Source organism: Acidihalobacter sp., assembly GCF_037381185.1.
Taxonomy (GTDB): domain Bacteria; phylum Pseudomonadota; class Gammaproteobacteria; order DSM-5130; family Acidihalobacteraceae; genus Acidihalobacter_A.
In genome coordinates, this window is sequence record NZ_JARRQY010000032.1 from 26,792 (window position 1) to 38,346 (window position 11,555).

Sequence of the window (11,555 nt, forward strand, 5' to 3'; positions counted from 1 at the left end):
TGCATGTCAGATCGAAAATCCTCCACACCCTGTTTCAGCGAGACTGAGCGGCGCATCGACGCCACACAGCAACGCTACCCGGCTTTCCCGCGCCAGGCCGCGGTGCTGGTGCGCCTCATCCGCCACGTCTACAGCGAGGGGCAGGATCTGCTCAATGCCCTGTTGCGCGAGTTTGGGCTCTGCCATAGCGAATACGGCATCCTGATGATGCTTTACGGCAATGGCGGGCGCGGGATCAACCCCTCAGAGCTGAGCGTGGCGAGCGGCGAGAAGGGCGCCAATCTCACGCGCATCTGCAACGGCCTGCACGACAGGGGGCTGATCGAGCGCGTGTCCAGCGCCGAGGACCGGCGCCGCGTGGTGTTGACGCTGGCGCCGGAGGGCGAGGCGCTGATCGAGCGCCTGCTGCCGGTGATGTCCGTCGAGCTGGCGCAGCACGTCGCCGGTTTCGACGCCGACGACATGGCGCAGCTGGAGAAGCTGCTCAAGCGCATGCTGACCAACGTCGAGGCGTTGGCCGCCCGGACTCCGGAGTGACTGCGGGGGGGACTCTGCGCCTGCCGCAGGCGTGGCGCGCGGGTATCGCCGATGGTCTGCGCGGCGCCGGCCGCGACTGGCTGTTCGCCGTCAAGGGTACGGCGGCGATTCTGACGACGGCCTGGCTGGCGATGTACTTTCAGCTGCAGCTGCCGGCCAGCGCGATGATGACGGTGGCCATCGTCATGCATCCGCAGAGCGGTACGGTGCTGGCCAAGGCCTTCTACCGCGCGGTCGGCACGCTGGTCGGTTCCCTGGTCGGCCTGCTGCTGATCGCGCTGTTCCCCCAGCAGCATCTGTTGTTCCTGATCGCCATGGCGGTGTGGATCGGCTCGTGCGCGGCCGGCGCGTCGCTGTACCGCAATTTCAAGTCGTACGCCTTCGTGCTCGGCGGCTACACCGCGGCCATCGTCGCCCTGCCGGTGATGGAAACGCCGGAGCTGGCCTTCACGGCCGCCACCATGCGCGTCAGCGAAGTCATGCTCGGACTGGTCGTGGCCAGCGTGTTCAGCGACGTGTTCTTCCCGCAGCGCCTGCGCGACGTTCTGCGCCAGACCCTGCGCAAGCAGTTCGCGGATTTCGTCGACTTCGTCGCCGGCTCGGTTGGTAGCGTGTTGGATAGCTCCACGCTGGAAGACCTGCATCTGCGGATCGTGCGCGAAGTGGTGCAGATCGAGGGACTGCGCAGTTCGGTGGTGTTCGAACACGAGGGCCTGTACCTGCGCAATCCGCGGCTCAAGCGCCTGAACCATACCTTCATGGTGGCGTCGACCACGTATCAGTCACTGCACCATCTGATGAACCGCCTGCAGGGCGAGGCCCGAGCGCCGGCGCGCGAGGCGCTGCTGCGCTTGTTTGAACCGGTCGCCGCCGCATTCCGGGCGTCGCTGGCGGCCGAGAGCATGCAGGCGCGGGCGCGTACGCTGGAGCAGCGCATGACGGCGCTGGAGTCCGGCCTGGCTGAAGCGATACGGCTGGGCGAAGCCTCGCTGCAGGAGCACGATGCGCGCCTGGACTATGTCTCCGGCGTGGAACTGCTGACGCGATTCGTGCGCGAGATGCGCGAATATGCCGAGGCCTACGCCGGCCTGATCTCGCCGGCTGCGGACGCTGTCGTGCCCTCGCACCGCTTTACGCACGACAGCGACCTTGCCGGCGCGGGGCTTGCGGCAGTGCGGGCCGGCGGGGTGATCGCCGCCATGGGCGCGTTCTGGTATTTGACCGCGGCGACGTTCGGTGCCTGGGCGCTGCTGCTGGCGGCGATCTTCAGCAGCCTGCTCGCGGGCGCGCCGAACCCCTTCGCCGCCATGCGCAACATGGCGCTCGGGACGACGGCGGGCATCGTGGCGGCGTTCGTGCTGCAGTTCATGATTCTGCCGCACATGGACGGATTCACGCTGTGGGCGGCGAGCATGCTGCCGTTCATGCTGGTCGGGTTCTATCTGTACACGCGGCCGAGTCTGCCGGGCATCGGGACGGGCTTCATCGTCACGGTTTCGCTCATGCTGATGCAGGTCGATGCGATGAATTTCAGCGCCGTGGATTATTTCGACAGTGCGTTGAGCCAGTTCGTCGGCATGATGGGCGCCCTGGCCGGCTTCATCGTGTTCGTTGGCGCGTACGGCAGCCGCTGGCTACAGGCGCGGCTGCGCCGCAAGCTGCGCCTGCAGGTGGTGCGCGCCTGCCGCGAGCCGCTGCCCGACTTGCTCGGGCGTTTCGAAAGCGCCAGCCGCGACGTGCTGATCCAGATCGCCGGCCTGACGCCGCCGGGCAGCGACGCCTCGCGCCGCCTGCTGGCCTTCGCGCTAAGCGTGCAGGAGACCGGCCGTGCGCTGATCGAACTGCGCCAGGATATTGCCGACGCGGGTGAGCGCAGCATGGAGCTGTCCATGCGGGCGCTGGACGGCGTGGCCGCGCTCTACGCCTCGCCCGACCCGGCGCGCTATCGCGTCGCGCTGGCCGCGGTCGTCGCCGCAATCGACGCGACACCGCATGACGCGCCCGAGATGGCGCATTTGCACCTGATCCGCCTCGCTCTGCTGGATGCCGGCTCCGTGCCGAGCGCGTACCTGGCCAGCGGCGAGGCGCAATCCGAGGAATTGTCGTATGCCGCGTGAACTGTCCGTGCTCGGTGCCCTGGTGCCGAGCCTTATGCTGGTATTTCTGTTCAGCCTGTTGCTGCAGTGGGGCGTCGACCGGCTGAGTGGGCGCTTAGGTCTGTACCGCCACGTCTGGAATCCGCCGCTGCTGCGGCTGGCCGTCTTCGCATGCATTTTCGGTGGGCTCGGCCTGCTGGCCCTTAATTGAGAGTTCGATGAACATCGCATCCGCAACCCGTTTCGTTCTCACGCTGATCGTGGTCGCCGTCGCGGCCCTGATCACCTACGCGCTGTGGCAGCGCTACATGTACTCGCCATGGACACGCGACGGCCGCGTGCACGCAGAGGTCGTGCAGGTCGCGCCGGACGTGTCCGGGCGGGTGATCGACGTGGCGGTCAGGGACAACGAATTCGTGCGCAAGGGCGCGGTGCTGTTCCGCATAGACCCGTCGCGCTACGCCATCGCCGTGCAGCAGGCCAAGGCCAATCTAGCCTCCGCGCGGGCCGCCTTGCAGGCCGCCGCCGCGAACGTCGAGCAGAGCGGGGCGGCGATCGCCCAGGCGCAGGCGGAATACGGCATGCGCAGCAAGGACGCCGAGCGCCGCGAACGCAGCGGCAACGCGGTGTCGATCGAGACGCGCTCGAACGCGCGCGCGGCGGCGCAGGCCGCGTATGCCGCCTTGAGCGCGGCACAGGCGCATCGCGCTCAGGCGGTGGCCGCGCACGGCCAGGCGCAGGCCGCGCTGGAGCAGGCCCAGGCGGCACTGTCCCTGGCCGAACTGAATCTCAGGCGTACCGAGGTGCGTGCGCCGGTGGACGGCTACGTCACGCATCTGCGCACCTATGCCGGCGACTACGCGCAAGCCGGTGCGGCGCGCATCGCCATGATCGACAGCCACACCTTCTGGGTGTCCGGCTATTTCGAGGAGACCAAGCTGGGCCATGTGCGCGTGGGCCAGCGCGCCGAGATCCGTCTGCTCGACGGCACACGTCTGCAAGGCACGGTGGAAAGCATCGCGCGCGGCATCTCGAACAGTGGTAGCCCGACCGGCAGCGACGGTCTGGCGAACGTGACGCCGACCTTCAGCTGGGTACGGCTGGCGCAGCGCGTACCGGTGCGCATCCAGATCGATGCAGCCTCATTACCGCGCGGCGTCGTACTCGCAGCGGGAATGACGGCGACCATCGTGTTGGAGAAGCCAGCTGGGGCACAGCGCACACACAGCGGCGTGACTCCCGTCAGCCCGCAGGCCTGAGTGTCGCTGTGCCCGAGGGGCGCAGTACTTCATCTGCGCAGAAATAGTCGGCTGTGATGTTCCTGGGGGATTGTCTTGGTCAGAAGGTAGGTTTTCCAGGTAGCTGTTTAGATATTTCTTCTGTGTTTCATTCATGGAGGATGTGATCTGACTGTGTGGCGTTCAACCTGCGGTGTCGGCTTGGGCAGCAAGGGCTAATGTGGTAGGTGGTAAGAGACATTGCCGTTAGCCACTTTAATATATTGTTTTTCTTCAAGCTCCTTCACTAGTTCCATCAACTGCTGTTCCGTAAGGTTTTCAGTGAATAGCGAATTGATGGTGTTCGATAGGGTTTTGATCTTTCTGGGCCTTGACTGACCGCGGCCAACAAGGTTCTTGACGATCGCGGCCACCTTTTCGCCATTCGATGTTGCTGTGGATAGCCTCAACACGGGTATTTCCGCAAGATCACGCTCCCGTTGAATTTTTATTTTCTTGCTTTTTAGATGCTTCACGAGAGGATCGAAGCCCGTATCGCGCGAGATAATGTGGAAGTACGCGCTAGGCTCTTTTGCGACCAACTCCCCGATGTAGTACGCGATATGGAAATCAAGAGCATTCTTGCCGGTACCGGTGCCGGTGATTTTTATATATTGAGCCGCATTGCCTAGGGACACGCTGATCTATTGCTGATTCAGCCGCGAGGCGTTTGGCCTCTCGTGTATCCGTCCACGGTGGCGCGAACCACGACGTCATCGTCGTTGACGCCGGTCTATTTGCTTCGATTTCGAGCCCCCGTAGGCGCGTTTTGCTCTTTGATCCAACCGTCAGACGCACGTCTCCAGCAACCGTCTTCGGGCTAGCACCCGATTGGCCAGACCGAACGGCGTGTAGAGCTGCGTTTGGTTCTTGGCCAGGCCTCGGTAGCGTGCTTTGCGATGCCCGAAGCGCTGCTTGATGACCTGAAACGGATGCTCGACCTTTTCGTCGGACAGACCGCAGCACTGCTGCGCCATGTACAGGCGCAGCATCGGCTCCAGCCCGATCGGCGGACGCCCCCGCCGGCCGCTCTTCGGACAGTGCGGATCGAGCGCCTCGACCAGCGCCGCCCAGGGCACGAGCTGCTCCAGATCACCTAGAAACCGATCCCGGCGCGTGTGTTTCTTCTTGGCCGCGTATTCCAGATCCAAAAAGCTCGTTTGCATGGCGATCAACTCTCTGCGAAGCTAGGCTCTATTATCTTAGACTCATCACGCCAGTAACCGGCATGAACGAATAAATCAGCATGTCCCTAAGTAAAAATTGAGACTCCCAATCTTCCGATGAGAAAGAGCAGCAAAATAAGGCCAAAAAACCTGATAAATCCGCTGCCAGACCGTAATGACAAAAAGACGCCTGTAATGGCTCCCGCAATATTGCAAATACCTACTATGCCTCCCATTATCCACAACACATGGCCTGATGGTATGAAAAATAGAAGCGCAGCCGAAAAAGTCCCGAGGTTAACGAGTTTTGCCGATGCTGAGGCATTTAAGAAATCAAAGCCAAAGTGCTTTACAAAGAAAAATAGCAACAAGCTTCCGCTTCCAGGACCGAACAGACCATCATAAAAACCGATAAGTCCTCCGAGAATTATGCCCGTCAGAATTTCTCTAGTTCCGATTGGGATGTCGGAATGAATGCGGCCTAGATCTTTATTTATAAATGTATAAATTGCCATTATAATGAGAACGAAAAAAACAAAATACTCCATAAGTGATCGTGGAACTAGTGATACGGAAAGGGCTCCTATGAAGGAAAATATAAAGGCGGATACCATTATCGGAATAACGAGTTTCCATATGATCTTTACCCGCCTAAGATACCTTGAAATTGAAAATGAATTCCCTAAAAAAACAGCTAATTTATTGGTCCCAAAAACAGTCGCTAAGCTCGAATTAGGTAGAGCGTGGATAAGCGCTGGGATTTGAACAAGTCCGCCACCACCCACGGCAGCATCGATCAATCCACCACAAAAGGCAAAAAAACAAAGCGCTACTAGAGCGGCATCATTCATATTTCTGATGAGCCTGGAGAATGCGAAAATATGAATTTCATCAGAAGCTCCATAATTTTTCTGCGTCTAGCATGAAATAGAATTTCACGAACAAATTTCAGAGGGGGCGGCATTTTTGAATGAATGGTAATCTTATTGCCTGTGGTTTGTTTCTGAATACTCTGGATAAATTGCCGCGAAACGGTGAGGCTTACATCGGTGTGGAATTTCTTGGTCTGTTAGTACATTGCGTAGTGAAAAGAACGCTTTTCCAACTCGTTTATTATAATTGATCATGATATTTTTCAGTCTGTCCATATCGAAATTAACTCGCGCATAACGAGAAAAATTTTGCGCTGCGGCGAGCGCATGTAAACCGTGTCTGTTCTCCACCTCTCCAGAATGACCTAATACATAACCCTTGGCATTACGTAGAGCCTTCGTATCGGTGCTTAACGATGGTTCGACAGATAACAGCTTCTTCTTGATAAATTGAGAAAGATAATTGTATTCGCGTCCGTTCCAGAGTTCAGAAGCAACAGAGACCATCATGGCATCCACAAGAGATTGCCTGTGTTCATGAGAGTTCATTGCAGATTTATGCGCTGAGACCCCCGTTTCGTAGAGAAACTCGGAAAACTCATCGCATGCTTTGACTTTATATTGGTCATCAACCCATGCCGATGCTCCAAAAGCAGAAGCCATGTATTTGTACATTCCGTCATGCCCATTTTGCCCAAGGCCAAAGTCATCCTTTGTGACCTCGTGCATGTGAGCTAATACGATGTGGTAGCTCGATTGATCTTCCTGCGAAATGTGAACGGCATCCGCGGACAGGCGCATGATGACTTTCGCAGACACCAGGCTTGTCGTTCTGTGCGTTTCATTCCAGCCGTTAAAGAAGCTGAGGACGCTAGAGTCCGTCTTCTCCTTCTCGAGAAAAGCTTCAAAGGCATCCTCGGCGTGGGTTTGAGCCTCCTGTGTTATCGGATGGCAAAGAACGTCATGCATAACACCTTGAAGTTGCTCGACATGATCTATTTGAGCGGGGGTAGATACACTGCGGAATTCTTCGGTTATGGAACGAGCGGGAATTTTCAACTTTGAGATATGAGTAGGCAGTGACTCTATGAATACATCGCCCAACTCCTGCATGGAGGAGGGCGTTTTCTTTACGTCGGCATAATTTTGCAAAATGACAGAATTCATGGGTTCACCTCTTTCAACTACTGGGCGGTTGAGTGGGGCGCCTTTTATGCGATACTTTGAAGCCGTCGCCTAGCGAGAAAATGCAACATTACGCGATCCCAACAGGCGCTCAGGCTTTCCCCAAACAGGAGGGATTTTCCTTCTCCTCTCAGTTCGCCGAATTCTAAGGCCGCTAAACACATCACGACAACTGATTTATAATAACGTGTTCATTCACTATTATTGAGCAAACGCCGATGGAACTGTCTCAGCTCAAAATGTTTAAGGCGGTGGTCGACCAAGGTAGCATCGCTAAGGCCTCGGAAATTTTGCATTGCGTTCCTTCGAACATAACAAGCAGAATAAAGCTTCTGGAGCAGGATTTAGGCGTGGAGCTCTTCATGCGAAAAGGGCGCGGTCTTGTCATCACTCCTTCAGGAGAAATATTTCTTGAATATGTGTGCAAGATACTGGCGTTTTGCGAGGAAGCTCGCAGGGCGCTGGAGCCATCCTCAGAGCCTTCTGGAGTATTGAGGATTGGTGCTATTGAAACAGCCGCAACCGGCCGACTGCCAGCGGTGTTATCGAAATTCCATCAGGACTATCCAGCGGTCCAGATGCAGTTCAGCACGGGGACATGGCAACAGTTAGTAAGTGACGTCGCTGATCACAAATTGGATGGCGCAATCGTCGCGACAAAGAGCGATCATCCAGATATTTCCTATCTAAATATTCATAGGGAATCCTTGGTATTAATTGCATCTCCATTTGCAGGAAAATTGTCGAATCCCGCGGATTTGAAAGGAAAAATCGGAGATATAAGGGGTTATGAATTTAATGAATTACTGCCTGTGCAAAATTATTTCATAAAAAATAACGCAATGGGTGTTCATCGCGCTCGGGAAGCTTTCGAGACTTTGTTGTTCAATGAGTTAGGAAAAATATAAGATCATCTCAGGGCAATCTAATGTCATATTGGTTCCCCCTGTTTTGGATCTAAAAACAGGCCTTCCACCTTGATGGATGGAAGGCCTGGAGCAGATCGAGGTCTAAAATATAGACCTGCCCCTGGATCTGCGGGCCCCACGACGATAAGCAGAGAGACTCTCGATGCGGCGCTTGCCCAGATTTCCCTATCTTGCCAAGACGCCGGATGCCGCGGGTGCGGGATCGGGCGTCTCGGCAGCGGCCAAGGCCGATGCGTACCGCTGGCTGGAGGTGATCGACGGCTCCGAGGCGCTGGCCTGGGTCGAGGCCCATGACCGCGACACCCTCGACGTCCTGGGGGGCCCCGAGTTCGATCACCTGACCGCCGAGCTGCGCGAGATCCTCGATGCCGACGATCGCATCCCCTTCGTGGTCAAGCGCGGCGAGCACTACTACAACTTCTGGCAGGACGCCGATCACCCCCGCGGGGTGTGGCGGCGGACCCACTGGGCCTCCTACTGCCAGTCCCAGCCCGAGTGGGAAGTACTGATCGACGTCGACGCCCTTAACGCCGCCGAGGGCGAGAGCTGGGTGTGGCACGGCGCGAGCTGCCTCGAACCCGAGGATCCGGCGGGTCCCTGGGAGAGGGCGCTGGTGGCGCTCTCACCGGGCGGCACCGATGCCGACGTGACACGCGAGTTCGATCTCGTCAACCAACGCTGGGTCGAGGACGGCTTCCAACGGCCCGCGGCCAAGGGCGGTCTGAGCTGGATCGACCGTGACAGTGTCTACGCCTATACCGATTTCGGCCCCGATGCCGCGGGGCGGAGCGCGCTCACCAGCGCCGGCTATCCGCGCTGCGTCAAGCGCTGGCGGCGGGGGCAGCCGCTGGCCGCGGCGGAGACGCTGTTCGAGGCGGCGCCGGATGATCTGATGGTGTTCGCCTTTCGCGATCGCACCCGCGGCTTCGAGCGCGACTTTATCCACCACGCTTCGGCGTTCTACGCGCAGCGGTTGATCGAGCGCCTGCCCGATGGCACCCGGATCCCGCTCGACCTGCCGCTCTCGGCCCGGGCCAGCGTGCACCGCGAGTGGCTGCTGGTGCTGCCGCGCGACGACTGGACCCCGGCGGCGACGTGCTATCCCGGCGGGGCGCTGCTGGCGATCGACTACGCCGCGTTCAAGGCCGGCGCCCGCGACTTTCGCGTGCTCTTCACGCCGGACGCGCGACGCTCGCTGGAGGGGTTCGAGTGGACTCGTCACTACCTGGTGCTGGATATCCTCGAAGACGTCAAACACCGCTTCGTGCGGCTCGAACCCCGTGCCGCAGCCGCGTGGGCGAGCCTGGCGCTAGACACCTTGCCGCCCTCCGGCGAGGTCGGCCTGTCGGCGGTGGACGACGAGACCAGCGACGAGGTCTTCGTCGTGGTCACCGACTATCTGACCCCGACCACACTGTCGCGCCTAGACCTGGCCCGCATCGAGAGCGCACCCGCGGCGCCCGACCCGGTCAAGCAGGCCCCGGCCTTGTTCGACGCCACCAGCATGCGCGTCGAGCAGCGTTTCGCCACCAGCGCCGACGGCACCCGGGTACCCTATTTCCTGGTGTTGCCGGCGGGCGACGACGACGTTTCACGCGCAACGGCGCTGCCCACGCTGCTCTATGGCTACGGCGGTTTCGAGATCTCGCTCACGCCGCACTACGCGCCCGACGTGGGGCGCTGCTGGCTGGCCCGCGGCGGCGCCTATGCGGTGGCCAATATTCGCGGCGGCGGCGAGTACGGCCCGCGCTGGCACCGTGCCGCGCTCAAGGCGCATCGCCACAAGGCGTTCGAGGATTTCGCCGCGGTGGCCGCGGACCTGGTGGCCAGCGGCGTGACCACACCGTGCCAGCTGGGCATCCAGGGCGGCTCCAACGGCGGTCTGCTGGTGGGCAACATGATCACCCGCTACCCGGATCGTTTCGCCGCCGCGGTGTGTAAAGTGCCGCTGCTCGACATGCGCCGCTACCACCGGCTGCTCGCCGGTGCCTCGTGGATGGCCGAGTATGGCGACCCCGACAGCGCCGACTGGGACGCCTTCCTGCGCGACTACTCGCCCTATCACAACCTGCGCGAGGGCGTGGCCTACCCGGCGGTGCTGTTCACCACCTCGACCCGCGACGACCGCGTGCATCCCGGGCACGCGCGGAAGATGATGGCGAAGATGGAAGCGATGAAGGCCGGCGACGTCCATTACTACGAGAACACCGAAGGTGGCCACGGCGGTGCTGCCGACAGCGCCCAGCGGGCGACGTTGAGCGCGCTGGCATGGCGCTTTCTGTGGCAAAGACTGGGCGGCCGCTGAGGGTCGCCCGAAAGGTCGCCGGCGAACCCATAAGCACATTTTGCGGGAACGCCGGAGGATGCTCCGGGACGATTTCCGAATCGATCAAGAAAGGACAGCCGTCCCGGCGATGAATATCACCGAAACGGCATGTGGCGCGTTGCCGTCCCTGGCTCAGGCCACCTCCACCAACACCACCTCACTCTCCACCTCGGCACTCACCACCAGCACCGTCTCGTCCTCGATCGCCAGCCCATCCCCGGCCGCCGCCAGCACGCCATTGACCCGCACGCACCCCTTGGCCGGCACCAGATAGGCCTTGCGGTTCGCCTCCAGCGTATAGGTCACCTCGTGCCCGGTGCTCAGCGCCGCCGCCATCACCCGGCCATCCGTCTGGATCGGCAGGGCATCGCCATCCTCGTAGCCGCTGGCCAGCACCTTGAAGCCGCCGTCCCGGCCCGCCTTCGGGAAAGGCCGGCCGGCGGCAAACCGCTGGCGTTGGGGATGATCCAGATCTGGAAGATCCGCGTCTCCGTGTCCTCAAAGTTGTAGTCGCTATGGGTAAACCCCGTGCCCGCGGACATCACCTGCACATCGTCCGCCTCGGTGCGGCCCTTATTATCCAGGCTGTCACTGGTGAGTGATCGCTCCCTCACGGACATAGGTGATGATCTCCATATCGCGATGGGAATGCGAATCGAACCCGGTCCGCGGCGCGATGGTATCGTCGTTCCACACCAGAACACAGTGCGGTGTCTAGAATTTATACCTAATTTGCGCTAGATCCTGGGATGACTCTCCCCCTCCGCGTCGTGGTCTAAAATATAGACCTATCCCTCTATTCCTTGTCCCTCTATTCTCTTTCTGCACGGTACTAGATGATTAAAAAACCAACCTCTTTTATTTCTTGATCAATTTCCCTAACGTGATAGCTTGCCAGAAACTCTCCGGGTATTTGGGTGCTTGTTTGTTTCCAGTAGACAAGAGCCACGTCATTTCTTCGCATAACACCCAAAATTTCTCGTTGGAGACTTAAAGATGTTAAAAGCTTCGAGTTTTTCCACTGAGATTCTACGTTCTTTTTATTTTCGGGTCTTCACCGGATTGAGTGGGTGACTGACCGATTTATGAGTCGATTGGGGTAGAGATCGAGGCCGCCGAGATGGAAGTAGATGGCGTTATGAAAGCGAGCGCGGTTGCGAAAGCCAT

At 59.4% G+C, this 11,555-nt stretch carries 10 protein-coding genes and 1 pseudogene; 6 read left to right on the top strand and 5 right to left on the bottom strand.

From position 1 onward, the window contains the following. The first annotated feature begins 3 nt into the window (after positions 1 to 3). From P8014_RS12065 to P8014_RS12080, 4 genes are read left to right on the top strand one after another with little or no spacing between them, the layout of a single operon-like run. A complete protein-coding gene (locus P8014_RS12065) occupies positions 4 to 537 on the top strand; it encodes a MarR family transcriptional regulator (RefSeq protein WP_337817579.1) in 534 nt (177 codons plus the stop codon). Further along, complete coding sequence (locus P8014_RS12070) at positions 534 to 2,654, top strand: FUSC family protein (protein WP_337817580.1); 2,121 nt, start codon at positions 534 to 536, stop codon at positions 2,652 to 2,654. Before P8014_RS12065 ends, P8014_RS12070 begins: the two co-directional genes overlap by 4 nt. Continuing rightward, positions 2,644 to 2,844: a DUF1656 domain-containing protein gene (locus tag P8014_RS12075; RefSeq protein WP_337817581.1), complete on the top strand. Its 201-nt coding sequence runs from the start codon at positions 2,644 to 2,646 to the stop codon at positions 2,842 to 2,844. The genes P8014_RS12070 and P8014_RS12075 overlap by 11 nt, the downstream gene beginning before the upstream one ends. Positions 2,845 to 2,851: 7 nt before the next feature. Next, positions 2,852 to 3,892: an HlyD family secretion protein gene (locus tag P8014_RS12080; RefSeq protein WP_337817582.1), complete on the top strand. Its 1,041-nt coding sequence runs from the start codon at positions 2,852 to 2,854 to the stop codon at positions 3,890 to 3,892. A 194-nt stretch (positions 3,893 to 4,086) separates the two neighbouring features. On the opposite strand, the gene P8014_RS12085 is transcribed toward P8014_RS12080, so the two are convergent. The 4 genes and pseudogenes from P8014_RS12085 to P8014_RS12100 all read right to left on the bottom strand — a co-directional run bounded on the left by P8014_RS12085 (position 4,087) and on the right by P8014_RS12100 (position 7,115). Then, positions 4,087 to 4,548 (bottom strand): PIN domain-containing protein, encoded by a 462-nt coding sequence (locus P8014_RS12085; protein WP_337817583.1) that lies wholly within the window; start codon positions 4,546 to 4,548, stop codon positions 4,087 to 4,089. Positions 4,549 to 4,845: 297 nt separating this feature from the next. After that, positions 4,846 to 5,076: pseudogene (locus tag P8014_RS12090) on the bottom strand (IS5/IS1182 family transposase); the annotation flags it as partial. Positions 5,077 to 5,162: 86 nt separating this feature from the next. After that, complete coding sequence (locus P8014_RS12095) at positions 5,163 to 5,927, bottom strand: TSUP family transporter (protein WP_337817584.1); 765 nt, start codon at positions 5,925 to 5,927, stop codon at positions 5,163 to 5,165. A gap of 132 nt (positions 5,928 to 6,059) precedes the next feature. After that, positions 6,060 to 7,115 (bottom strand): hypothetical protein, encoded by a 1,056-nt coding sequence (locus P8014_RS12100; RefSeq protein WP_337817585.1) that lies wholly within the window; start codon positions 7,113 to 7,115, stop codon positions 6,060 to 6,062. A 236-nt stretch (positions 7,116 to 7,351) separates the two neighbouring features. On the opposite strand from P8014_RS12100, the gene P8014_RS12105 reads away from it, so the two are divergent. Both P8014_RS12105 and P8014_RS12110 read left to right on the top strand, forming a co-directional pair. Then, positions 7,352 to 8,041: a LysR family transcriptional regulator gene (locus P8014_RS12105; RefSeq protein ID WP_337817586.1), complete on the top strand. Its 690-nt coding sequence runs from the start codon at positions 7,352 to 7,354 to the stop codon at positions 8,039 to 8,041. 163 nt (positions 8,042 to 8,204) lie between these two features. Continuing rightward, positions 8,205 to 10,367: a prolyl oligopeptidase family serine peptidase gene (locus tag P8014_RS12110; RefSeq protein WP_337817587.1), complete on the top strand. Its 2,163-nt coding sequence runs from the start codon at positions 8,205 to 8,207 to the stop codon at positions 10,365 to 10,367. Between the two features lie 153 nt (positions 10,368 to 10,520). Here the strand turns inward: P8014_RS12110 and P8014_RS12115 are convergent, their stop codons facing one another. Continuing rightward, on the bottom strand, positions 10,521 to 10,784 hold the full coding sequence (locus P8014_RS12115) for a hypothetical protein (protein ID WP_337817588.1): 264 nt from the start codon (positions 10,782 to 10,784) through the stop codon (positions 10,521 to 10,523). Between the last annotated feature and the right edge of the window lie 771 nt (positions 10,785 to 11,555).

Coding starts and splice junctions, on each gene's coding strand:
- P8014_RS12065 (WP_337817579.1), top strand. CDS start 4: ATGTCAGATCGAAAATCCTCCACACCCTGTTTCAGCGAGACTGAGCGG.
- P8014_RS12075 (WP_337817581.1), top strand. CDS start 2,644: ATGCCGCGTGAACTGTCCGTGCTCGGTGCCCTGGTGCCGAGCCTTATG.
- P8014_RS12080 (WP_337817582.1), top strand. CDS start 2,852: ATGAACATCGCATCCGCAACCCGTTTCGTTCTCACGCTGATCGTGGTC.
- P8014_RS12095 (WP_337817584.1), bottom strand. CDS start 5,927: ATGAATGATGCCGCTCTAGTAGCGCTTTGTTTTTTTGCCTTTTGTGGT.
- P8014_RS12100 (WP_337817585.1), bottom strand. CDS start 7,115: ATGAATTCTGTCATTTTGCAAAATTATGCCGACGTAAAGAAAACGCCC.
- P8014_RS12105 (WP_337817586.1), top strand. CDS start 7,352: ATGGAACTGTCTCAGCTCAAAATGTTTAAGGCGGTGGTCGACCAAGGT.
- P8014_RS12110 (WP_337817587.1), top strand. CDS start 8,205: ATGCGGCGCTTGCCCAGATTTCCCTATCTTGCCAAGACGCCGGATGCC.